The sequence below is a fragment of the Mycobacterium sp. 23 genome, assembly GCF_048287075.1.
Lineage (GTDB): Bacteria > Actinomycetota > Actinomycetes > Mycobacteriales > Mycobacteriaceae > Mycobacterium > Mycobacterium gordonae_B.
This window is the reverse complement of the sequence record NZ_JBLVUX010000005.1, coordinates 5044472-5067262: the sequence shown is the minus strand read 5'-3', so window position 1 is coordinate 5067262 and position 22791 is coordinate 5044472. Positions and strand designations below refer to the sequence as shown.

Here is a 22791-nt window from a genome sequence, read left to right as displayed (position 1 = left end):
AAAATCGCACTAAATCGCATGCGATTGTGCGAGTTTGTGTCTGCTCGCGGGGAACTCAGCCCCGTGGCAGGCCGAGGATGCGCTGGGCGATGATGTTGCGCTGGATTTCCGACGTGCCCCCGGCGATGGTGCCGGAGAAGCTTCGCGCGTAGCGCTCGAACCAGCTGGCGAAGTAGTGGTCGAGGTTCATCGGCGCATACGGCCCGGTGAGCCCCGGGTGCACAAGCCCGTCACCACCGGCAGCCTCCAGCGCATGTTCGCTGATGCGCAGTTCAGCCTCGGAGCCAAGCAGTTTCAGCACCGAGATCGCCGAGGTGTCGTCCTCGCCGCGGGCGGCCCGGGCCAGCGCCACCGAACCCAGCAGACGCAGGGCTTGCTTGTCCATGATGGTGCTGGCGTAATGGTCGCGGTCGAGGTCCGTGGCCGGACGGAAATCGGCGAGCATGTTGTCCATGCGGTCGGCGAATCCCAGCCACATCATGGTGCGCTCGTGCCCCAGTGAGCCGTTGGCCACCCGCCAGCCCTGGTTGAGCTCGCCGACCAGGTTCTCCGCCGGCACTTTCGCGTCGGTGAAGAACACCTCGTTGAAGTCCAGGTCGTCGTCGGCGCAGATCGACGCGAAGGGGCGGCGCACCACACCCTCGGTGTCGGTGGGAATCAGCAATGCGCTGATGCCCTTGTGTTTTGGCGCGTCGGGATCGGTCCGCACGAACGTCAACAGCACGTCAGCGTCATGGGCGCCGGACGTCCAGACCTTCTGCCCGTTGACGACGAAGTGCTCGCCGTCCCGCACCGCCCGGGTACGCAACGACGCCAGGTCGGAACCGGCACTCGGCTCGCTCATGCCCAGCGACGCGGTGATTTCAGCCCGCAGAATCGGCACCGCCCAGCGATGCTTCTGCTCCTCGCTGCCGAACGAGATCAGGGACGCGGCAACGATATTGACGCCTTGCGGATTGAGGCTGTGGTAGATCCGGCGGCGGCACAGCTCCTCGAGATAGACGTACTGCTGCAACACTGTCGCATTGCGCCCACCGAACTCGGGGGGCTGGGTGGGCAATAGCCAGCCGTTGTCGAACAACAGCCGCTGCCAACGACGGGCCCAGCCCGGCATGTGCGACACCGAGCGGGGCCGTTCCGCGGTTTCGCCTGCAGCAGGCAGGTTTTCGTCCAGGAAGGCCGAGAACTCCGCGCGGAATTCCTCGACGTCACTGTCAAAAGTCAGCTGCACGGTACTCCTCGGCGATCCGCGCCCGGTGTTCGGCCGCGCCCCCGAGCATCAGCTCGCCCGCTTTCGCGCGCTTGAGCGCGAACTGCAGGTCGTTCTCCCAGGTGAATCCCATCGCCCCGTGCAGCTGTAGCCCATGCCGGAAAACCAGCGACTGGCACTCCCCTGCCGATGCCTTGGCCATCGCCGCGGCCAGCCGTCGTCGCGGGTCGTCGGCGGAGATGGTCAGCGCGGCGAAGTAGGCCAGTGCCCTGGCTCGTTGCACGGCGACGTGCATGTCGGCCGCCTTGTGCTGGACGGCTTGGAAAGATCCGATGGGAACGCCGAATTGGTGCCGGCTGCGGACGTGTTCGAGTACCAGATCCAGGATGCGCTGGCAGGCACCGACCATGGTGAGGGCCATGCCCGTCAGAGCGATGTGGTGGGCTCGCTCGCGGTCTACGTTCACCCGGTCGCTGTCGGGCACCCGAACGTCGTGAAACGACAGATCGGCGACGTGCAACACGGGGTCGAACACGGATTCCCGCCGGGCGGACAACTGGCCGGCATCGGTGAGGAACACTCCGGCTTCGGTGACCACCGCGACGCGCTCCGCCCGGTCACCGTCAAGCACATGACGGGCGGTGCCGTCGAGTACCCAGCCGTCGGCGTTGCGGCGCGCGGAGACTCCGCCGTATACGGCGGTGCCGGACTGGTTCGGATCGAACTGCTCGCCCGCCAGCGGAGCGAACTGGCTCATGGTCGCCAGGAACGGGGTGGGGTCCGTGGCGTGGCCGAGTTCTTCTAGCACGATCGCCAGTTCCACCGCGCCGGCCGGATCGTTCAGTTCGGTCCAGCCGAGCTGGCGGTAGAGCTTCCACAGCGGTTCGGTGTCGGCACCGTCCTCAGCCACGCTCCGCACCAGAGACGGCGGACATTGCTTGGTGACGACGTCGCGCACCGTGTCCTGCCACAGCCGCTGATCGGCATCAAACTCCAAGAGCATCCGGGCCGCCTCCCGTCACGAGTACCTGGCGAGAATAACATTCTCTTTGGTGGAAGTAGTAATCTCGAAATCTGCCTACGGCTTACATACGAGTTACGAAGGGGCCCGCAAATGCCGGACGCCGCAACCGCGCTCTGCGAGATCGAGGCGATCAAGCAGCTCAAAGCCCGCTACTGCCGCTACCTGGACACCAAGCGGTGGGACGACTGGCGGCGACTGTTCACCGACGACTTCATCAGCGACACCTCCGCGTCGGGCGGCAAATTGATCAGCGGGGCCGACGAGTTCGTGGCCTACGTCCGCGGCACGCTGGGCAAGGCGTCCCAGCCGACGGCCCATCAGGTGCACGCGCCGGAGATCGAGCTGACGTCGGAGACGACGGCGACCGGTGTGTGGGCACTCGAGGACGTGGTCCGGCTGGGGCCGGGGATCAATCTGATCGGGCGTGGGCACTACCACGAAACCTACGACAAGGTCGACGGACGCTGGCTGATCAAGTCTTCGACCCTGACCCGGCTGCGGGAGGATGTGTTCAATCCTTTTCTGTCCGTGCGTATCTCGCCTCGGCTCCGGGATGCCGGGGCCGCGCTGGCGCGTAGGTTCGGTAAATGAGCCCCGTCACGCTGGTTACCGGCGCCTTCGGGCAGGTCGGCAAGCGATGCACCGAAATTCTGCTGGGCCGGGGCCACACCGTGATAGCCGTGGATCTCGGCACCGACGCCTCGACCGCGGCAGCCGAGACTCTGGCCGGCGCCGCGCATCCGGGCACACTCATCCCGGAGTTCATCGACCTCACCGACCCCGACGCGGTCGACGCCGTCGTGACCCGCCACCGGCCCGGCGCGATCGTGCACCTGGCCGCGATCGTCTCGCCGCCCTCGTACCGTAATCCCCGGTTGGCCCGCAAGGTCAATGTCGAGGGAACCCGCCATCTCGTCAACGCCGCACGTTCGCTCGCCGATCCGCCTCTGTTCGTGTTCGCTTCCAGCGCGGCGGTTTACGGGTCTCGTAACCCCCACCGGCAACCGGAGCTCATCACTGGCGAGACGCCGGTGAATCCGATCGAGCAGTACGGAGAAGACAAGGTGCTGGCCGAGCGGGCGATTGTCGGGAGCGGGGTACCCTACGCGCTGCTCCGGCTTGCCGCGATCGTCTCGCCAGACACCGCGGCCACGTTTAACGGCGACCACCTGGTGCTCGTGCGGGCCACTCCGGTGGACAACCGCATGCATGCGACCGATGCCCGGGACGTCGCGCTGGCGTTCGCCAACGCCGTCGACCGGCGTGCTGCCGTCGCCGGCAAGGTGTTCGTGATCGCCGGCAACGACACCAACCGCCGCCTGATGGGCGAGTTGCAGGACGACATAATGGCCGCGGTTGGTATCGGCCGCCTCGGCCCGGCGGTCGGCCTGCCCGGCGACCCGCACGACGACCGCGGGTGGGCGTTCACCGGCTGGTTCGACACCACGGAATCGGAGGCGCTGCTTGACTATCAGCAGCACGACTGGTCGGACACCGTCAGATGGGTGGCCGAGTCGATGGGTCATCGCCGCCTCCTGTTGCGAGCGCTCGGACCAGCCATCCGGCCGGTGATGCTGGTGTTCCTCGCCCTGCAGCGCCGGCTGGAGAACCGTGGCCGGTACGCCGACCCGTGGACGTTCATGCGCGGCAAGTACGGACCCGAGATGCTGGCCGGCACCGAAGCGTGAAGAAACTCGTCATCGGAGCCAGCGGTTTCCTCGGTTCCCACGTCACCCGTCAACTGGTGCTGGCGGGTGAAGACGTGCGGGTCATGGTGCGAAAAACGAGCTCTACCAAGGGCATCGACGACCTGGAGGTGGAGCGCCGTTACGGCGACGTGTTCGACGACACCGCCCTACGGGATGCGATGGCGGGTTGCGACGTCGTCTACTACTGCGTTGTCGACGCTCGGATGTGGCTGCGCGACCCGGCCCCGCTGTTCCGTACCAACGTGGAGGGCCTGCGCCATGTACTGGACGCGGCGCTGCGGGCCGAGCTGCGGAAGTTCGTCTTCACCAGCAGCAGCGGCACATTGGCTATCAGCGATCAGCGGCCGGTCACCGAAGAGGACCCACACAACTGGAATGACGGCGGCCCCTACATCGAATCGCGAGTCGCCGCCGAGGATCTGGTGCTGCGCTACGCGCGCGAACGGGGACTACCGGCTGTCGCGCTGTGCATCTCGACCACCTACGGACCGCGCGACTGGGCACCGACTCCGCACGGCTCGCTCATCGCCCAGGTTGCCGCCGGCCGATTCCCGTTCTACCTGGGGTTCTCTTCTGAGGTTGTCGGTATCGAAGATGCCGCCCGGGCAATGCTTCTCGCCGCCGACAGGGGCCGTGAAGGGCAGCGCTACATCATCTCCGCTCGGTACATGAGCACTCGCGAGGTCCACGCGATAGCGGCCCGAGCCGTCGGCCGGCGTCCGCCACGCATCCCGATTCCGATGAGTGTCGTGTATGCCGCTTCCCGCGTCAACGACGTCGCGGCGCGGCTGCTGAACCGCGACCTGCCCATGGCGTACGTCGGCGCACGGATGGCCGATCTGATGTCGCCGCTCGACCACGGCAAGGCCGAGCGCGAACTCGGCTGGAAGCCGGAGCCTGTCGAGAAATCAATCGCGGAGGCTGCGCGTTGGTTCGCCGCACAGGCGCCCGGGTAGCCGGTGGTCAATGCGGTTAATCATCGTCAGGGGCAAGGAGTTTCTCGGGGTGATGGAACGTGTTTGTTCTGGGTCGCCCGTGGTCGAGGTGGGCGGCGGGGAGCCATTCGGTGTCGACCGCCACGATCTCCTCACGAGAAGCTCGATGCCATACCTGGATTCTACGAAGGAGCACCGACACGTTTGGGCTGCCCCGAGAGGCGAATCCTGTTGATATCACCGGCGATATCACATTTCAGCAGAAGGTCACATTCAGCTGACGGTTACTGGTGTGACTAGTGGGACAGCCCTGATCGTTCAGACCGAATACGGCTCGCCCCAATGGTCGAGGTTGACCGCCTGGGCGAGCGGTCGCCGCCGCACCGGTCCGTGCCGGCCCTTGGGCCAGCCGACCACGATATGGCCGGCCAACATCCAATCGCCTGGCACACCAACGGCTTCCCGCAGTATCCGCTCGCCGCCGTAGGAGGCCCAACTGGTCATGCAAGCGCCGAGCCCCTGGGCGCGGGCGGCCAGTAGGAAGTTCTGCACAGCAGGAAAGATCGACCCACCCAGCAGCAGTTCCGACGCCGTCGGATAATGGATCTGGGCGAACAGTACCGAAGTGAATTCTCCTGCCCGGTCGTGCAATTCGTAGGTAGCGCGGTTGTTCCGGGCCTGGCGGTTGTCATCGTCAGGGCCGGGGCGACTCATGCCATAGACGGGCTCGATCACCGATAGTGCTTGCGCCGCAGCCTTCGCTACCACCGCACGCATTTCGGGCGATCGCAGCACGATGAAACGCCGGCCCTGTGCGTTGGCTCCCGAGGGCGCCCACCGGGCCGCTTCCAGGCACCGGGTCAACGTCGCGTCATCGACCGGTTCGTCGGTGAACCGCCGGATGGTGCGCGCGGTCGACATCACCTCCCAGACGTCGTCGCTCGCCCCGGTCATGAACTTCTCCCTCCGCCCCGCAGCGTGACATTTTCAGTCTGATCTGTAAAGTGTGCGCAGTGTACCGCAGCGCTGCGCGGCCGGTGATGAGAGAACGGGAACGATATGAAAACCCCACTTGCACAGGCCCGCTCCGCTCTTCGCTTGACTGCGCACCTGGGACGTGGGATCAGCCGAGTCGCCACCGATGCCCTGATCGGAAGTCGCGCCGGCCTGCCGCGCACCGTGAACGAGATCGATGCCACCGTGCTGTCCGGCGTCATAGGCACCGAAGTCGCCTCAGCGAGCGTTCTGGACGCCGACGCGGGGACCTCGTCCCGGGCGCGCCTGGCGCTGACCGGTGACGGCGTCCCGCGCACGGTGTTCGTCAAACTGGCGGCTCAGACGGCCGCAACCCGGCTGATAGGCGAACTCGGCCGGCTGGGACACACCGAGGTCCGCTTCTACAGTCAGCTCGCCCCGCAGCTCACCGGGGTGCCGACGGCCTACGGAGCCGCATTCGACGCTTGGACGGGTCGTTATCTGCTGGTCCTGGAAGACCTCCCCGCATCAGAATGCGAGTTTCCCGACACGCTGCACCCGCTGTCCATCGACCAGGCCGGCCTGATCGTGGAACTACTGGCCGCGATGCACGCCACCTTCTGGGACCGGTTGTCCGAGGACGCCCGCGGCCCGCTGGGCTGGCTCTACACCCCGTCGGCCGACGCCACCTCCCTGCTGACCGGCCCGCTGATGAACACTTCGATGAAGCGACTCGCCGACCGTACCGACATTCCGATCGAGCAGGGCCGGTACATCGCCGACAACTATCGTGCGGTTGCCGCACTGATCGACGCGCCCCCGCACACCGTCATGCATGGAGACGCCCATCCCGGCAATCTCTACTTCCGCGACGGCAGCCCCGGACTGCTGGACTGGCAGGCCGTGCGCCGCGGTCATCCTTCCCGCGAGCTGGCGTACACACTTGTCACCTGCCTGACGCCCGACGACCGTCGCGCGGCTCAACGCCACCTGCTCGACCAGTACCGCCGCGCCCTGGCCGCCGCCGGCGGACCGCAACTCAACGCGGACGAACTTTGGCTGCGCTACCGACAGGGTGCGATGTATGCCTATGTCGCAGCGCTGATCACCGCGGGGATGGGCGGAATGCAGGCCGACGACATTGCCCTGGCAGGCCTGCGGCGCGCCGTCGCGGCGCTGGAAGACCTGGAAACCGTTGTCGTGCTTAAGAACTCGATTTGAGCCAGACCGGCGACCGACTCGCCAGTGTGAGGAGTCTGTAACATGGACGTTACATGTCCCGTGCGCACTGAAAGGGGTTCACACGCATGACGACACGACAACGGCGTCGCGTCGCACTGGTGCTCGCCAGCCTGCTGGCGGCCATCGCGATGGCCTCCACTCTGATTCACCCTGCCGACGCCCGTACCCACCGGGCCAACCTGCCCCCCTATCACACCTTCTACGGGGCCATCGCCTATGGACACGACGGTTCCTCGGGTAAAGCCTGGCGCCAGAAAAATAAATCGATGGCCGAGCGATTGGCGTTGCAGCGCTGCGGCATCGACAGCTGCACCATCGTGGCCAGCTTCACGCAGTGCGGTGCGGTCGCCCACGACGGCACCACCTACCACGGCGGCGTAGGACTCTCGCGGCAGGCGGCCGAACAACGGGCCATCGCCAATCTCGGCGGCGGCTGGGTCGTCAACTGGGCCTGTCACTGAGCCGACAACTCAATGCCGCTTTCCGGCAAGATAATTCGCTAACGGCCTAGACTCCTGCTACTCGCACTCGTAGCAAAGGAGCACGGCATTGGACAGCGAAACATACCAGCGGGGACGGCAGATCCGCTCCGAAGTCCTGGGCAAGGAATACGTCGACAACGCGATCGCGCAGGCCGACGACTTCACCGGTCCACTGCAAGACCTGGTCACCGAGTACTGCTGGGGTGCGGTATGGGGACGCGACGGCCTGACGCGCAAGACCCGCAGCATGCTCAACCTGGCCATGACATCGGTACTGAACAGGCCGCACGAAATGCGCACCCATCTCAGAGCCGCACTGACAAATGGCGTCACACGCGACGAGATCCGCGAGGTCTTCCTTCAGGTCGCCATCTACGCCGGGGTGCCGGCCGCGGTCGACAGCTTCCGTACCGCGGGCGAGGTCTTCGCCGAACTGGACGAGGGTTAGCGCGTGACCATCGGCTTCATCGGCCTGGGCAACATGGGGCTGCCCATGGCGCGCCGCCTCGCCGAGGCAGGCCATGACCTCGTCGCCTTCGACCGGCGCGGCGATGCCATCGCGCAACTCGGGGCGCAGGCCGCGACATCGCCCCGAGAGGTGGCCGATCGCGCCGAGACCGTACTGGCCAGCCTGCCCACCCCTGCCGTGTCCCTGGAAGTCGCGACCGGCCCGGCCGGGGTGATCGAAGGCTCCCGCGTCAAGCGCTTCATCGACCTGTCCACCGTCGGCAGCGCGACGGCGGTCCAGATCCACGATCTGCTGGCCACCCGCGGCATCGTCGCGCTGGACAGCCCGGTCAGCGGCGGCGTCGGCGGCGCCGAACGCGGCGCGCTGACCCTCATGGTGTCGGGCCCGCGCGCGCAATTCGATGCCGTCGGGCCGGTGCTCGGTGTTCTGGGCCACGCGTTCTACGTCGGCAACAAATCCGGTTCCGCGCAGACCATGAAGCTCGCCAACAACATCCTGGCGGCCAACGTGCTGGTCGCGACGGCAGAAGTCGTGGTGATGGGCGTCAAGGCAGGCCTGGACCCGAACGTCATGATCGAGGTGCTCAACGCGGGGTCGGGTGCCACCAGCGCCAGTCGCGACAAGTTCCCACGCGCCATCCTGCCGCGCACCTTCGACTACGGGTTTGCCACCGCACTGATGGCCAAGGACGTACGCCTGTACCTCGAGGAAGCCCGAGCGCTGGGCGTCCCCATCGAGATCGCCGACACCGTGGGGCGACTCTGGGAGGCGGCAGCGCAGTCCCAGGGGTCCGATTCCGACTTCACGACCGTGATCAAGCCGTTCGAAGAGGCCGCGGGCGTCACCATCGGACCGGCGAGACGCTGAGTTACATTTTGAGTAGAGAATGTTATTATCCGGTTTTAAGAACAATGCTCGCGTAATGGGTCGTAAAAGCGCTGTTACCAGGACATATGCAGTGACGGCGGGAGGATGGACTACATGATCGAACACGCCGACGGGACGCGTACGCCGGTCATCGACGCCAGCGTTCACATCTTCTTCCCGACCAACAAGGACCTGCGCGGCTTCCTACGCGAGCCGTTCAAGAGCCGCGGCTTCCCCGATTACGAGATGGACTGGTACGGCGCACCCGGCAGCGAGTACGCGCCGAATACCGAAGGACCTGAGCGAGGCCGCCGCTATCCCGGGTCGGACCCGGATTTCGTTGCCAATGAGCTGTTTTCGAATCGGGGGGTGGATGTGGCGATCCTGCACCCGATGGGGCGCGGGATCATGCCGGACCGCCACCTGGGCACCGCACTGCACGCCGCACACAACGAGATGATGGTGTCGCGTTGGCTCGAGCACGCCGAGTTCGGTGACCGCTTCCGTGGCACCATCCGGGTGAACCCCGACGACATCGCCGGCGCGGTGCGCGAACTGGAGAAATGGCGGGGGCATCCGCGGGTGGTGCAGATCGGCGTCCCACTGCAGTCGCGCGAGGTCTACGGCAAACCGCAGTTCTGGCCGTTGTGGGAAGCGGCGGCGGAGGCGAACCTTCCGGTGGCCGTGCACATCGAGTCGGGCGAGGGTATCGGGTTCCCGCCGACGCCTTCCGGACATACCCGCACCTACGAGCAATACGTCAGCTTCATGGCGCTGAACTACCTGTATCACCTGATGAACATGATCGCCGAGGGCGTGTTCGAGCGCTTTCCGGCCCTCAAATTCGTATTCGCGGACGGCGCGGGAGATTTCGTCACGCCGTTCATCTGGCGGATGGATACGTTCGGCCGCCCGCATCTCGAGCAGACACCGTGGGCGCCACGGATACCGAGTGACTACCTGCCGGGCCACGTGTACTTCGTCCAGGGCGCCATGGACGGACCGGGTGACGTCGACTTCGCCGGGGATTGGCTGCGGTTCACCGGCAAGGACGACATGGTGATGTTCGGCTCCAGCTATCCGCACTGGCAGTGCGGCGACATCACCCAATTGCCCCAGGCACTTTCGGATGACCAACACGAGAAGTTGTGCTGGCGCAACGCGGCCGAGCTCTACGGCATAGACATCGCCGTGGGCTCGGGCGCACAGTAGAAGTGAGTGAGAGCTAGGAGATCGCAATGTCGCTGACTCACATACACGAACGGGTCCCCGCTGCCGAGCGCATCGCCGTTCGGTGCGTCGACTCCGACGTCCACCCGGTGCCCAAACGCGGTGAAATCACCCAGTACATCCCCGAGCCGTGGCGCAGCAAGTTCTTCCTGGACCACAAGGTCGGCGAGTTGATCTACTACGACGCACCCGACTACGCGCACTCCTTCGCTATGCGGGTCGACACCTTCCCGCCCGACGGCGAGTTCCCGGGCAGCGACCCGGACATGGCGTTTCGGCAGCTGATCATGGAAGCCGGTTCCGACATCGCGATCCTGGAACCAGGTGGGCGCACCCCGCGGCTGCCCGAAGCTCACCAGGCCTACTCGACGGCCCTGAACCACTGGCAGGCCAACCACTGGCTGGACGGCCACAACAACTGGCATCAGCGCTGGCGTGGGTCGATCTGTGCGGCCGTCGAAGACCCCGCGGGTGCGGCCCGTGAGATCGAGGAGTGGGCCGGTCATCCGTATATGGCGCAGATTCTGATCAAAGCCGAACCGCGTCCGTCATGGGGCCATCCCATGTACAACCCGATCTGGGAGGCGGCCACCAAGCACGACATCACAGTGAGCTGTCACCTGTCCCGCAGCAACTACGAGATGCTGCCGACGCCGCCCGTCGGGTTCCCCAGTTACAACCACGACTTCATGGTCACCTACTCGCTGCTGGCCGCCAACCAGGTGATGAGCCTGATCTTCGACGGCGTCTTCGACCGGTTCCCGACGCTGCGCATCGTGTTCGTCGAGCACGCCTTCACCTGGATCCTGCCTCTGATGTGGCGGATGGACTCGATCTACGAAGCCCGCAAGTCCCGCGTCGACATCAAGCGCAAGCCGTCGGACTACGTCAAGGACCACATCAAGTTCACCACCCAGCCACTGGACTATCCCGAGGACAAGACCGAGTTGACCCGGATTTTGGAGTGGATGGAGTGCGAGAAGATCCTGTTGTTCTCCTCGGACTACCCGCACTGGACCTTCGACGATCCGCGCTGGCTGGTTAAGCATCTGCCCAAGGGTGCCCGGGACGCGGTGATGTACAAGAACGGCATCTCCACCTACCACCTCCCGGAGACCGTCCCGGTCCTCGAGGGTCAGGTCCGGGTGCTCTGAATGCTCGAGGAGAAGCCGCGACCCCGACTGGCTCAGGGTCGCGAACACGTCGTCGCGACGGTGGACGAAATTCCGCCGGGCACACACAAATTGGTGCCGATCGGGCGGCACGGGGTGGGCGTGTACAACGTGCACGGCACCTTCTACGCGATCGCGAACTATTGCCCGCACCAAGGTGGTCCGCTGTGCTCGGGACGGGCCCGCGGACGCACCGTCGTCGACGAGACGGCAGCCGGTGACGCGGTGATGGTGCGCGATCTGGAATACATCTACTGCCCCTGGCATCAGTGGGGATTCGAGTTGGCGACGGGTACCACCGCGGTCAAGCCGGAGTGGAGCATCCGCACCTATCCGGTCCGCGTGATCGGCAACGATGTGCTGGTGCAGGCGTGACCGGGCCAGGCGTGTCGTCGCTCGAGATCAACGGCGGCAACGTCGTCTACGAGATGCTGGGTGAGGCAGGCGATCTCATCGCCCTGACGCCCGGCGGCCGGTTCAGCAAGGACATCGAGGGGTTGCGTCCGCTGGCTGAGGCGCTGGTCGACGGCGGCTACCGTGTGCTGTTGTGGGACCGCCCCAACTGTGGCGCCTCCGACGTGCAGTTCTACGGCCAGAGCGAATCGCACATGCGCGCCGAAACCCTGCACAAGCTGGTGACAGGTCTGGGTTTCCAGCAGTGCATCCTGGCCGGAGGCTCCGGTGGCGCAAGGGATTCCATGCTCACCACGATGCTCTACCCGGAGATGGTCACCAAGCTGGTGGTGTGGAACATCGTCGGCGGCATCTACGGCACGTTCGTGCTGGGTAGTTTCTATATCGTGCCAAGCATTCTCGCGGTGCGGGGCACCGGGATGGACGGCGTGATCAAGGTGTCGGAGTGGCGCGATCGCATCGCCGAGAACCCGGCCAACAAGCAGCGATTCCTCGACTTCGACTCCGCCGATTTCCTCAAAGTGATGCTGCGCTGGCTCAATGCGTTCGTCTCCAAACCGGGACAGACCATTCCGGGCGTCGAGGACGAAATGTTCGACCGCATCAAAGTTCCCACGCTGATCATCCGCGGCGGCGAGAACGACATGGATCACCCGAAGCGCACCTCGCTTGAAGTGCACTGCCTGATCAAAGGTTCGGAGCTGATCGACCCGCCGTGGCCGGAGGACGCCTGGGAACGGGCGTCCGAAGACCGCGCGGCGGGCCGGGTGACTCACTTCAACATGTTCGACACCTGGGTACAGGCCGCGCCCGCGATCCTCGAGTTCCTGGATCGCTGATGCGTTCACCTGGTGCGGATGTGAACCTCGCAGTTGAGCGAGGCCTCGAGCGCGGTGTGGATCCGGCTTTCCGGCACCCGGTCGAGGTCGGCTTCGGGCAGCGTGACGTAGACGATGTCGTAACCGTCATCACCGGGTTCGCGCACGATCTCGCCGGACAGGCCGAACGCCGCCAGCACGCCGTGGGCGTCGTCGTCGGTTCCCCTGCTGATGAAGGTCACCACGCCGACCACCGGTTCGGTGCCAAACGCCTTGCCGCACAATTCCATTGCCGCGGTCTTGGTGAACTCCACGTCCGCACCGGCGATCAGCAGTTCGACCTCTCGCCGGCTCGGCGGCCTGCTGGCGATATCGTTTTCGACTACCTCAGCACCGTTTTGACCAGCAAGACCGAGGAGCGTGGCCATGCCCTCACCTAACTGCGCCGGCGTGAGCACACCGGACTGGTCGACGTTGACGCGCACCACCGCAGTCCGCATGCGGCCAAGCCTAACCGGAGCCGGTCGATGACCACCGCCGACGTTGCCATCAGCACCGTCGCGTGGCCGGGTTACCCACCCCGACTGCTCGCCGAGGGCCGCGAGGATCTGGCGGCCTACCGCGAACGGGGTGGCTACCGACTGCTGGGCGACGCCGATGAACTGCTCGCCGATGTCGACGCCAGCGGACTGCTGGGCCGTGGCGGTGCGGCGTTCCCGCTCGCGGTGAAACTGCGGGCCGTACGGGCCAACGGGTGCTCGGGCGCCCCGGTCGTCGTCGCGAACGGCGAAGAGGGTGAGCCCGCTTCGGTCAAGGACCGGTGGCTGTTGCGCAACCGACCCCACCTGGTGCTTGACGGGCTGCGCCTGGCCGCGGCACTCGTAGGTGCCCCGCGCGCTTATGTGTTTGTCTCTGACGCGGATTCGGCGCGCAGTGTCGAGTCCGCGCTGGGGGAAGTCGACACTCGCGATGTCAGCATCGAGGTGTTCCCGGTGCAGCCGGGCTACGTGGCCGGCGAGGAAACCGCGGCCGTGCAGGCCATCAACGGCGGACCGGCCAAACCGACCGACAAGCCGCCGCGTCCCTTCGAATCCGGGGTCGATGGGCGTCCGACGCTGGTGAGCAACGTCGAGACGCTGGCCAACTTGGCGTATATCCACGGCCACGGCGCGACGGTGTTCCGCTCGCAGGGCACGGCCAAGTCGCCGGGGACCTTCCTGGCCACCATCACCGGCGGCGGCGCGGGGGCCGTTCTCTACGAGATTCCGCATGGCTTGCCGTTTACCGAACTGCTTGCCCGGCATGGTGTTTCGCCGGCGCGGGTGCGCGGTGTCCTGATGGGAGGCTACTTCGCCGGGCTGGTAAACCGGCGGGTGCTGGACACCACCCTGGATCATGAGTCGATTCGGGGCATCGGCAGCGGGTTGGGCTGCGGCGCAATATCGTTGATCACCGACGAGTGCCCGGTCGCGGTCGCGGCAGCGGTAGCGGCATATTTCGACCGGGAGAACGCCGGGCAGTGTGGTTCGTGCTTCAACGGCACCGCGGCGATGGCCGCCGCCGCCGGAGCGCTGCGCGACGGTGTGGCGACCACCGAGGATCTCGACCGTTTGAAGCGCTGGTCGAAAGTGCTCCGGGGCCGCGGCGCCTGCGGCACACTGGACGCCGCCTGCAACGTCACGGCGACCCTGGTCGAGGAGTTTCCCGACGAGGTGGGGCGCCATCTCGATGGAACCTGTCCGGACTGCAGTCGCGGCGCATATCGCGCCGAGCGCCCCTACGAAGCCATGGGGGGATCATGAGAATTCGTTTGGACCGCACCGTGTGCGACGGCTTCGGACTGTGCGGCAAGCACGCCCCCGGCTACTTCTCGCTCGACGACTGGGGCTACGCCTGTCTGATCGGCGACGGCAACGTCCCGGAAGAAGACCACGACAAGGTGATGCGGGCGCTGCTGGACTGCCCGGTGCACGCCATCACCGAGATCGGCGAGCCCAAACCGAGCATCCCACACCCCGAACTGCACGACGAAGACGACCCCGCCTCGCACGTGAAAACCGAGGACAACGAAGCGGAGTGGGGATTCATCCGTTGAGCGGCAAGTCAGCTGCACCGGGACGTCCGCTGCCCCAGCTCACGGATGAGAACGAGTTCTTCTGGAAAGCCGGCGCTGACAACATATTACGTTTCCAGGAGTGCCGGGGCTGTCGGTCGCTGATCCACCCGCCCGCGCCGGTGTGCCGCTACTGCCGCGGCCGCGACATCGGCGTGCGCGAGGTTTCCGGCCGGGCCACCCTCGCCGGCTTCACGGTCAACCACCGGTTCAGCGTGCCGGGAATGCCGGCGCCATACATCATCGCGGAGGTGGCCGTCGTCGAGGATCCGCGAGTTCGGTTGACCACCAACATCATCGACTCCGATCCCGACGAACTGGAACTCGGTCAGACCGTCGAGGTGGTGTTCGACCAGATCGAGGACGTGTGGCTGCCGTTGTTCCGCCCCGTCCCGGACGCTGAGCCTTCGCCGCTGCCCGAGGACGAGATCGCGCCGGAACGTTTCGGCGAGTACGTCCGCCCGATGCTGACCACGGAGAAGTTCGAGGACAAGGTCGCGCTGACCGGCATCGGCATGTCGCCGATCGGTCGCCGTCAGATGGTGCCCGCCCTGTCGCTGACCGTGCAGGCCTGTGAGGCCGCGATCGCCGATGCCGGACTGACTTTCGCCGACATCGACGGCCTGTCCACCTACCCCGGAGGCGGCAACTTCGGCGGCTTCGGCGAAGGCGGCGTCACCGCACTGGAAGCGGCCCTGGGTATCCGGCCGACCTGGCACAACGGCGGCATGGAGACCTTCGGTCCGGGCGGTTCGGTGATCGCGGCGATGCTGGCGGTCTCGGCCGGGCTGGCTCGTCACGTGCTGTGCTTCCGGACGCTGTGGGAAGCCACCTTCAACGAGCTGATGAAGCAGGGCAGGATCGCTCCGTCCGGCGGGCGCACCACCAGTTGGCAGTGGCCGTTCGGGGCGACTTCCGCCGCGCATACCTTGGCGCTCAACGCGCAGCGGCACTTCCATCGCTACGGCACTACGAAAGAGACGCTGGGCTGGATCGCGCTGAATCAACGCGCCAACGCCGCCCTCAATCCGACCGCCGTCTACCGCGACCCAATGACGATGGAGGACTACCTGAACGCGCGGCCCATCACCACGCCGTTCGGCCTCTACGACTGCGACGTCCCCTGCGATGGCGCGATCGCCGTCATAGTCTCCGCCGTCGACGCCGCCCGAGACCTGGCCAAGCCGCCCGTCCTGGTCGAGGCGGTGGGAACGCAGATCATCGAGCGCATCGACTGGGATCAGAGCACGCTCACTCACGAACCGCAGGTGCTGGGCCAGTCGGCGCATCTGTGGACGCGCACCTCACTGCGTCCCGGCGACGTTGACGTCGCCGAACTCTACGACGGGTTCACCATGAACTGTCTCTCGTGGATCGAGGCGCTCGGCTTCTGCGGCATCGGCGAAGCGCGCGAGTTCCTGGACGGCGGCAAGAACATCGCCCGCGACGGCGTCATACCGCTGAACACTCACGGCGGGCAGCTGTCGCACGGCCGCACCCACGGCATGGGCCTGCTGCACGAAGCGGTCGCGCAGCTGCGCGGCGAGGCCGGCGAGCGGCAGGTCGCCGGGGCCCGCGTCGGGGTGGTCAGCAGCGGCGGCCTGACGCCCAGCGGCGTCATTCTGTTGCGGGCGGACACATGACCGCCCCCCGCCCACGCGTGGTGATTGCCGACGGTGTGCCCATGTCCGGCGTGATCGCCGAGGCCGACGAGCCCAAGGCAGTGATCGTGGCGATCCACGGCGGCGGCACCACCGCCGCGTACTTCGACTGCCCGGGGCACCCCGAGCTGTCGTTGCTGCGGCTCGGCGCGGCGCTGGGTTATACGGTGATCGCGATCGACCGGCCAGGGCACGGAAGTTCGGCCCCCTACCCGGAGGCGGTGCAGACCCCGGAGCAGCGCGTCGACCTCGCGTACGGTGCCGTCGAACGAATTCTCGGTGAGCGGTCACGCGGTGCGGGATTGTTCTTGCTGGGCCATTCCGGCGGCTGCGAGCTGGCGACCCGGATGGCAGCCGACGACCGGGGTGCCGCGTTGCTGGGCCTGGAACTGGGTGGCACCGGAAGGCGCTATCACGACGTCGCCAAGGAGATCATGAAGGCGGCGGCCGTCAAGGAGCGTCCGCCCGGCACCCGCGAGCTGCTGCGGGAGCCGATGCGCCTGTACCCGCCCGACATCCTGCGCGGGGTCACGAATTCGTCGACGTCCCCGCCCTACGAGCGAGACGTAGCCGTGAACTGGCCACACCGCTACTTCCCCGAACTCGCACCTGCGGTGCGCGTCCCGGTGCGGTTCACCATCGGCGAGCACGACCGGGTTTACCGGGGCGACGACCATAACCTCGCCGAAATCGCCCAAATGTTCTCTCAAGCATCGCGTTTCACCAGCAACCGGTTTCCCGAGGCGGGACACAACCTCAGCCTCGGACTCAACGCCGCCGATTACCACCGCACCGTGTTCGCGTTTGTCGACGAATGCGCGGCGGCGGATGGCGCCTCACGGTCGGCGGAAGACCGATGAAAAGGGGACCTTGTGCTCCTTTTCGCCGCACCCGGAAGCCGCTACCGTTAGGGTTACAGTCAGGCGTTCAGCTGTAACGGTGTCAGCCCGCAGCTCAGCAGCGAGGAGCGTTATATGACCAAATCGAAGGTCACCTTCGATCCGTTCTCCGAAGACTTCTTCAACGGCGCCTGGGATACGTATCGGCGCATGCAGGAAGAGGCGCCGGTCTATTACAGCGAGGAGTACGACTTCTACGCGCTGACCCGGCACGCCGACGTCGCGGCCGGCCTGAAGAACTTCCAGACCTACTCCTCGGCCTACGGTATCGACCTGTCGATGGTGCGAACTGGCAAGCCGCCGGAACAGAAGTCGATCATCTTCATGGACCCGCCGGATCACCGCCATATGCGCAGCCTGCTCAACAAGGTCTTCACACCGCGCGCCATCCAGTCTCAGCGGGAGATGGTCGGCGAGAAGATCGACAAGTACCTCGGCCTGGTCGACAAGGACCGATTCGATGTGGTGCAGGACTTCTCGGGGCCCTTCCCGGTCGAGGTGATCACCACGATGCTGGGAGTTCCCGAGGAGCATGCACAGCGGGTGCGCCACCTGATCGACGAGTCCCTGCACCGCGAGCCAGGACAGGTCGAGGTCGGCGAACGCGGCATGCAGGCAAACATCGAGACCTGGATGCTGTATTACGAGCTCCTGCAACAACGTCGTGCCGAGCCGCGGGACGACCTGTTCACCAAGCTGATCAACGCCGAGATCGAGCGCGAAGACGGCCAGATGACCAAGCTCGACGACATCGAGATAGCCGGATTCGCAACGTTACTGGGCGGAGCCGGCGCCGAGACCGTGACCAAGTTGGTGGGCAACGCGCCGGTGGTGTTCGCGCGGTTCCCCGAGCAGTGGCAGAAGCTGCTCGACGACCGCAGCAAGATTCCCGCCGCGGTCGAGGAACTGTTGCGCTATGAGGCGCCGTCCCAGTATCAAGTGCGCTGCTCGCTGAAAGACGTCGAACTGCATGGCGTGACGATCCCGGCGATGAAGCCGGTGTTCCTGATCAACGCCGCGGCCAACCGCGACCCGGCCGCCTGGACCAATCCCGACGAGTTCGATATCGACCGGGACCGGCATGAGGCGCTGAATCTCAGCTTCGGCTACGGAATTCACAGCTGCCTGGGCGCGGCGCTGGCCCGCATGGAGAGCGTGATCGCGCTGGAGAAACTGCTCGACTTCATGCCGCGTTATGAGGTGGACTGGGAGAATTGCAACCGCGTGCATATGCAGAATGTCGCGGGATGGAAGAACGTTCCAGTAAAGGTGCTGCCATGAGAATCGAAGTTGACTGGGATCTGTGCGAAAGCAATGCCGTGTGCATGGGCATCGCACCCGATGTGTTCCTGCTCGGTGACGACGACATGTTGAGCGTCCTGCAGCCCGAGGTCACACCCGAGAACGAGGAACTGGTTCGCGAAGCGGTGCGGCAGTGCCCGCGCCAGGCGATATCCATCGTCTAGCAGCAGACGCTGCGCCCCGAGCGTAACTGACGGTGGCCAGACGCCGAAATTCCCACCCTCAGTTTACGTTCGGCGACGGTCTGCCCGGCTGCGAAACCGTCAGCGTTCTTTGATCGCCTGCTCCGGGCAGCACTCGATGGCCTCGCGGGTGGCCGCCTCGAATGCCGTTGGAACGTGACCAGATATCGCCTCGGCATAGCCGTCGTCGGTGAGACTGAAGACTTCCGGGCACAGCGTCAGGCACATGCCGTGGCCGCGGCACGTCCCGTCATCCACCCAAACTTTCATACCGGCGCAAATTCCAGGTGCAACTCGGTCAGGCCACGCAGGATGTACGTCGGAACGTATTGGTAGCGGCGGTCATTCGCCGGCCCGTGCTCCCGCTCATCGAGCCTGATGTCCGACGTCCTGTCCAGCAGACGCTCGAGGGCGACCCTGGTTTCGGCGCGCGCGAGCGGGGCTCCCGGGCAGCTGTGAATCCCGCGTCCGAACGACAGATGCTGACGTGCGTTCTTACGGGCCGGGTCGAAGGTGGCGGGGTCGTCGAAGCGGCGCGGGTCGCGGTTGGCGGCAGCCTGCAGGATCATCACCGTGGTGCCGGCCGGCAGTTCGACCCCGCCGACGCTGACGGGAACCCGGTTCAAGCGGAAGTCTCCCTTGACCGGGCTCTCGACCCGCAGCGCCTCCTCGATGAAGTTGGGGATCAGGCTGCGGTCCCGGCGCAGTTGCTGCTGGATATCAGGACGCTCCACCAGTATCTGCAACGCCGCGCCCAGCAACCGCACGGTGGTCTCCTGCCCCGCGGAAAAGACATTGCTGGCCACGCGGGCGACGTCTTCGATCTCCGGTATCGAGCCGTCCGGGTAGGTCGCGGTGGCCAGGCCGGTCAGCACGTCGTCGCGGGGTTCGCTGCGGCGGTCGCGAACGTAGTCCGAGAACAGGCCGTAGAGGAACTCCAGCGGACTGTGCGCGAGTGCTTCCTTGCCGGTGCCCCCGATGCCGCCACCCGAGTGCTGGCGGATGCCCTTGACGAAGGAATCGCGATCCTCCATCGGCACACCCAGCAGGTCGGCGATCACCAGCAGCGTGAAGGGACCGGCGAATCCCCTGATGAACTCACCCTTACCCGGTGCCAGGAACTCGTCGAGCACCTGATCGGCGAGCGCCCACATGGCGTCCTCGTTCTCCTTGAGCCGCTTAGGGGTGATCAGCCGCATCAACAGGGAGCGGTGATTGGTGTGGGTGGGCGGGTCGAGGGTGGGCAGCTGGTCGCTGAAGGGCAACTCGTCACGGTGCTGCTCGATCAGTTCGGTCACGTCGTCGCCTTCCAGAGGCACCGGGAATCCCGGGAACGGACCGGTCACCGACGTGCACGACGACCACGTCTTGGCGTCGTTGAGCACCGCGCAGGCTTCTTCCCAACCCGTCACCATGGTGACGCCGTGGTGCGGTTCCCGGGTTACCGGACACTGTTGCCGCAGCGCCTCGTAGTAGGGGTAGGGATCCTCGACAAGCTGGCGGTCGCGGAAGAAATCCAGTTCGGTGACATCATCCGCCATGTCTTGCTCCATTCGAATCTCCGCATGCGAGAATGCGCCTCTCACATACGATTATTACATTTCCACAGGACGTCCCGTACCGCAATGTCGCGTGATCAGGCCGGCAGCAGATCCGCGGCCACCGACCGGCACGCCATCAATCCGCTGCGGAACGTCTCAACGTTTGCGACCGACCCGGCCGGCACCGCCGCGGCGGCCAGCGCCTTCGCTTTGAAGGTCTGGGCGGCCATGCTCAACCGGTGCTGGACGCGTCCCACGCTGTCATCCAGCTCAGCGGGCCAGGTGGTACCCCAGAGCGTGACTTCGGTGACGCCGTGGTCGAGCGCCTGCAACACCCCGGTCCGCACCCGCGGGTCCGAGCCCAGCAGGTCAGCGGCGGCGGCCAGGGCCTGGGGACGCGGATGGGTCCCCACCGACGCCAGCACCGACTCCAGGTCGAGAGTCTTGGCGCCCAGGATGTGCAGGGGACGGTCGTCGGGGTGGTCAGTGAGCAGGACCGTGACATCCCAGCCCGCCATCGACCGGTCGAAGAGCCATCCGCCGGCGAACCTCACCACGTCGACCACGCTGGACGCCACGACGTCGAGCCGGTATCTCATGTCGCGCTCGTCGGAGTGGGTGGAGAGAAGTCGCGCGCCAGCGTCTCCGCGTACTCCTTGAACACCTCGGCCAGGGGTATCGAAGGATCGAGTAGCCATGTCATTTCCATTCCGTGGATGAAGGCGAGAATCTCCACTGCCTTGACGGCGGGGTCTATGTCGGCGCGATAGCGGCCCGCGGCCTGGCCTCGGCGGATGCCGGCGGCGACGATCTCGGTAGCGGCCCGTTGCCGGTTCACCAGGCGGTCGTGCAGCGGGGCGTCCGGTGCGATGTTCTCCACCAGCAGCACCGTGAAGGTGCCGAGCAGTTCGGGCTGCCGGCTGAAGCGGTCGGCCACCTGAGCGATCTCGCCCAGCAGATCACCGCCGCGGTCGGAGTGCGTGTCGTCGTCGAGGTCGCGCGCGTCCAGCACCGCGTGCAGCAGTTGCTCTTTGGACTCGAAATGATGCAACAGACCCGCGGGGGTCACCCCCGCCTCGCGGGCGATCTGCGCGAGCGTCGTACTGCGCCAGCCGTTTCGCGACAGCAACCGCTGCGCCACCTCGAGGATCCGCTGTTTGCGGTCTTCGCCTTTGGCGAGAAGCGTCTCGTAGGGACGTACGTCGGGCACCTAATTCCTCGTCGAACCGTCGCGGATGTGTGAACCAACCTAGTGAATACACAGTAGGTTGGTTTGCGGCACGTGACAAGGGGTCCTCAGGTGCCGCCTTTCAGGCGATCAACTCAACCAGCGTCGCGTTGGCCGTACCGCCGCCTTCGCACATGGTCTGCAATCCGAAGCGAATTCCGTTGGCGCGCATGTGATGCACCATTCGCGTCATCAACACCGCGCCGGAGGCGCCCAGCGGATGACCCAGCGCAATCGCGCCGCCCAGCGGATTGAGCCGCTCCGGGTCCGCGCCGGTCTCGGCGAGCCAGGCCAGCGGCACGGGCGCGAAGGCCTCGTTGACCTCGAACACGCCCACCTCGTCGAGCCGAACGCCGGACTTCCCGAGCACCTTCTCCGTCGCCGGGATCGGTCCGGTCAGCATCAGCACCGGGTCGGCGCCGGCGACCGCACCGGCGCGGTAACGCACGATCGGCGTCAGACCCATCTCCAGCGCGAGTTCTGACGTCGTCACCAACAGCGCGGCGGCGCCGTCGGATATCTGTGAGGAGTTGCCGGCGTGAATCACGCCGTCCTCGACGAAAGCCGGTTTCAGTCCGGCGAGCTTCTCGGCCGTCGTCCCCCGGCGCACGCCTTCGTCCTCGTGCACTATCGACCCGTCATCGCAGAACACCGGAACGATCTGCTCGGTAAAGGCTCCGCTGTCCTGAGCCGCGGCGGCCAGTTCGTGAGACCGGGCGGAGTACTCGTCGAGCCGGATGCGGGACAGGCCCCACTTCTTGGCGATCAGCTCCGCACTGATTCCCTGGTTGAACGAGAAATCGTCATAGCGTGCAAGGACTTTCGGGCCGTAGGGCATGCCGGTCGCCCGCGCCGCGCCGAGCGGCACCCGACTCATCACTTCGACGCCGCCGGCCACCACCACGTCCTGCTGACCCGACATGACGGCCTGCACCGCGAAGTCGAGGGCCTGTTGGCTGGATCCGCAGGCGCGGTTGACGGTGGTCCCGGGGATGGTCTCCGGCCAGCCCGCCGCCAGTACGGCATAGCGGCCGATGTTGGCGGACTGATCGCCGACCTGGCTGACGCAGCCCCAGACCACGTCGTCGACGAGCTCAGGGCTGACGCCGGCGCGTTCCATCAGTTCGTTGAGGACGACGGCCGACAGGTCGGCGGGGTGCACGCCCGCGAGCCCGCCGTTGCGCTTGCCGACCGCTGTGCGCACCGCCTCGACGATGACTGTTTCGCGCATGCTTCACTCCGCCTTTCAGTCACCGAACGTGCACTCACGGCGCAAAAAGGGCGAAAAACTCGCCATCACTTCACGTTCGATGGCTAC

The 22791-nt window shown here is 65.9% G+C and carries 26 protein-coding genes and 1 pseudogene; 17 read left to right on the top strand and 10 right to left on the bottom strand.

What is annotated here, in order from left to right; translation table 11 throughout:
• Nucleotides 1–55: 55 nt before the first annotated feature.
• Both ACNQS7_RS24660 and ACNQS7_RS24655 read right to left on the bottom strand, forming a co-directional pair.
• Nucleotides 56–1231: an acyl-CoA dehydrogenase family protein gene (locus ACNQS7_RS24660; RefSeq protein WP_418014593.1), complete on the bottom strand. Its 1176-nt coding sequence runs from the start codon at nt 1229–1231 to the stop codon at nt 56–58.
• Entirely contained in the window at nt 1215–2213 is a 999-nt protein-coding gene (locus ACNQS7_RS24655; RefSeq protein WP_310773957.1) for an acyl-CoA dehydrogenase family protein, read from the bottom strand. Before ACNQS7_RS24655 ends, ACNQS7_RS24660 begins: the two co-directional genes overlap by 17 nt.
• Nucleotides 2214–2324: 111 nt before the next feature.
• On the opposite strand from ACNQS7_RS24655, the gene ACNQS7_RS24650 reads away from it, so the two are divergent.
• From ACNQS7_RS24650 to ACNQS7_RS24640, 3 genes are read left to right on the top strand one after another with little or no spacing between them, the layout of a single operon-like run.
• Nucleotides 2325–2825 (top strand): nuclear transport factor 2 family protein, encoded by a 501-nt coding sequence (locus ACNQS7_RS24650; protein WP_418014592.1) that lies wholly within the window; start codon nt 2325–2327, stop codon nt 2823–2825.
• Nucleotides 2822–3922 (top strand): NAD-dependent epimerase/dehydratase family protein, encoded by a 1101-nt coding sequence (locus ACNQS7_RS24645; protein ID WP_418014591.1) that lies wholly within the window; start codon nt 2822–2824, stop codon nt 3920–3922. Before ACNQS7_RS24650 ends, ACNQS7_RS24645 begins: the two co-directional genes overlap by 4 nt.
• Nucleotides 3919–4899, top strand: coding sequence for an NAD-dependent epimerase/dehydratase family protein (locus ACNQS7_RS24640; protein ID WP_418014590.1), 981 nt, complete (start codon nt 3919–3921; stop codon nt 4897–4899). Before ACNQS7_RS24645 ends, ACNQS7_RS24640 begins: the two co-directional genes overlap by 4 nt.
• Nucleotides 4900–4915: 16 nt before the next feature.
• On the opposite strand, the pseudogene ACNQS7_RS24635 reads toward ACNQS7_RS24640, so the two are convergent.
• Both ACNQS7_RS24635 and ACNQS7_RS24630 read right to left on the bottom strand, forming a co-directional pair.
• A pseudogene (locus ACNQS7_RS24635) lies at nt 4916–5014 on the bottom strand (hypothetical protein); the annotation flags it as partial.
• 182 nt (nt 5015–5196) lie between these two features.
• Nucleotides 5197–5832: a nitroreductase family protein gene (locus ACNQS7_RS24630; RefSeq protein WP_418014589.1), complete on the bottom strand. Its 636-nt coding sequence runs from the start codon at nt 5830–5832 to the stop codon at nt 5197–5199.
• A 105-nt stretch (nt 5833–5937) separates the two neighbouring features.
• On the opposite strand from ACNQS7_RS24630, the gene ACNQS7_RS24625 reads away from it, so the two are divergent.
• From ACNQS7_RS24625 to ACNQS7_RS24590, 8 genes are all read left to right on the top strand, one after another.
• The gene (locus ACNQS7_RS24625; protein ID WP_418014588.1) at nt 5938–7074 is read left to right on the top strand and encodes a phosphotransferase; all 1137 of its coding nucleotides are present in this window, start codon (nt 5938–5940) and stop codon (nt 7072–7074) included.
• Nucleotides 7075–7160: 86 nt separating this feature from the next.
• A complete protein-coding gene (locus ACNQS7_RS24620; protein ID WP_418014587.1) occupies nt 7161–7556 on the top strand; it encodes a DUF4189 domain-containing protein in 396 nt (131 codons plus the stop codon).
• Nucleotides 7557–7644: 88 nt separating this feature from the next.
• A complete protein-coding gene (locus ACNQS7_RS24615) occupies nt 7645–8025 on the top strand; it encodes a carboxymuconolactone decarboxylase family protein (protein ID WP_310773979.1) in 381 nt (126 codons plus the stop codon).
• 3 nt (nt 8026–8028) lie between these two features.
• On the top strand, nt 8029–8913 hold the full coding sequence (locus tag ACNQS7_RS24610; RefSeq protein WP_418014586.1) for an NAD(P)-dependent oxidoreductase: 885 nt from the start codon (nt 8029–8031) through the stop codon (nt 8911–8913).
• 114 nt (nt 8914–9027) lie between these two features.
• Entirely contained in the window at nt 9028–10125 is a 1098-nt protein-coding gene (locus ACNQS7_RS24605) for an amidohydrolase family protein (protein WP_418014585.1), read from the top strand.
• Nucleotides 10126–10151: 26 nt separating this feature from the next.
• The gene (locus ACNQS7_RS24600) at nt 10152–11297 is read left to right on the top strand and encodes an amidohydrolase family protein (protein WP_418014584.1); all 1146 of its coding nucleotides are present in this window, start codon (nt 10152–10154) and stop codon (nt 11295–11297) included.
• A complete protein-coding gene (locus ACNQS7_RS24595) occupies nt 11298–11690 on the top strand; it encodes a Rieske (2Fe-2S) protein (protein ID WP_055580550.1) in 393 nt (130 codons plus the stop codon).
• Nucleotides 11691–11701: 11 nt separating this feature from the next.
• Nucleotides 11702–12568 (top strand): alpha/beta fold hydrolase, encoded by an 867-nt coding sequence (locus ACNQS7_RS24590; protein WP_418016134.1) that lies wholly within the window; start codon nt 11702–11704, stop codon nt 12566–12568.
• Nucleotides 12569–12573: 5 nt separating this feature from the next.
• On the opposite strand, the gene ACNQS7_RS24585 is transcribed toward ACNQS7_RS24590, so the two are convergent.
• On the bottom strand, nt 12574–13047 hold the full coding sequence (locus ACNQS7_RS24585) for a hypothetical protein (RefSeq protein ID WP_418014583.1): 474 nt from the start codon (nt 13045–13047) through the stop codon (nt 12574–12576).
• Between the two features lie 27 nt (nt 13048–13074).
• Between ACNQS7_RS24585 and ACNQS7_RS24580 the strand changes: the two genes are divergently transcribed.
• The 6 genes from ACNQS7_RS24580 (at nt 13075) to ACNQS7_RS24555 (ending at nt 18686) form a co-directional block, all read left to right on the top strand.
• Entirely contained in the window at nt 13075–14349 is a 1275-nt protein-coding gene (locus ACNQS7_RS24580; RefSeq protein ID WP_418014582.1) for an NADH-ubiquinone oxidoreductase-F iron-sulfur binding region domain-containing protein, read from the top strand.
• Entirely contained in the window at nt 14346–14642 is a 297-nt protein-coding gene (locus tag ACNQS7_RS24575) for a ferredoxin (protein ID WP_055580547.1), read from the top strand. Before ACNQS7_RS24580 ends, ACNQS7_RS24575 begins: the two co-directional genes overlap by 4 nt.
• Nucleotides 14639–16303, top strand: a complete 1665-nt coding sequence (locus tag ACNQS7_RS24570) for a thiolase C-terminal domain-containing protein (RefSeq protein WP_418014581.1) — start codon at nt 14639–14641, stop codon at nt 16301–16303. The genes ACNQS7_RS24575 and ACNQS7_RS24570 overlap by 4 nt, the downstream gene beginning before the upstream one ends.
• On the top strand, nt 16300–17181 hold the full coding sequence (locus ACNQS7_RS24565; RefSeq protein ID WP_418014580.1) for an alpha/beta hydrolase: 882 nt from the start codon (nt 16300–16302) through the stop codon (nt 17179–17181). Before ACNQS7_RS24570 ends, ACNQS7_RS24565 begins: the two co-directional genes overlap by 4 nt.
• Nucleotides 17182–17295: 114 nt before the next feature.
• A complete protein-coding gene (locus ACNQS7_RS24560) occupies nt 17296–18501 on the top strand; it encodes a cytochrome P450 (protein WP_310774002.1) in 1206 nt (401 codons plus the stop codon).
• Nucleotides 18498–18686, top strand: coding sequence for a ferredoxin (locus ACNQS7_RS24555; RefSeq protein ID WP_418014579.1), 189 nt, complete (start codon nt 18498–18500; stop codon nt 18684–18686). Before ACNQS7_RS24560 ends, ACNQS7_RS24555 begins: the two co-directional genes overlap by 4 nt.
• Before the next feature lie 99 nt (nt 18687–18785).
• Here ACNQS7_RS24555 and ACNQS7_RS24550 read toward each other — a convergent pair whose 3' ends face one another.
• The 5 genes from ACNQS7_RS24550 to ACNQS7_RS24530 form a co-directional block, all read right to left on the bottom strand.
• Nucleotides 18786–18974, bottom strand: a complete 189-nt coding sequence (locus ACNQS7_RS24550) for a ferredoxin (RefSeq protein WP_418014578.1) — start codon at nt 18972–18974, stop codon at nt 18786–18788.
• Nucleotides 18971–20245, bottom strand: a complete 1275-nt coding sequence (locus tag ACNQS7_RS24545) for a cytochrome P450 (protein WP_418014577.1) — start codon at nt 20243–20245, stop codon at nt 18971–18973. The genes ACNQS7_RS24550 and ACNQS7_RS24545 overlap by 4 nt, the downstream gene beginning before the upstream one ends.
• Nucleotides 20246–20340: 95 nt before the next feature.
• On the bottom strand, nt 20341–20844 hold the full coding sequence (locus ACNQS7_RS24540) for a hypothetical protein (protein ID WP_418014576.1): 504 nt from the start codon (nt 20842–20844) through the stop codon (nt 20341–20343).
• The gene (locus ACNQS7_RS24535; RefSeq protein ID WP_310774014.1) at nt 20841–21455 is read right to left on the bottom strand and encodes a TetR/AcrR family transcriptional regulator; all 615 of its coding nucleotides are present in this window, start codon (nt 21453–21455) and stop codon (nt 20841–20843) included. The genes ACNQS7_RS24540 and ACNQS7_RS24535 overlap by 4 nt, the downstream gene beginning before the upstream one ends.
• Nucleotides 21456–21555: 100 nt before the next feature.
• Nucleotides 21556–22704 carry a thiolase family protein gene (locus ACNQS7_RS24530; RefSeq protein ID WP_418014575.1) on the bottom strand — a complete coding sequence of 383 codons (1149 nt, stop codon included), beginning with the start codon at nt 22702–22704 and terminating at the stop codon, nt 21556–21558.
• Nucleotides 22705–22791: the final 87 nt, after the last annotated feature.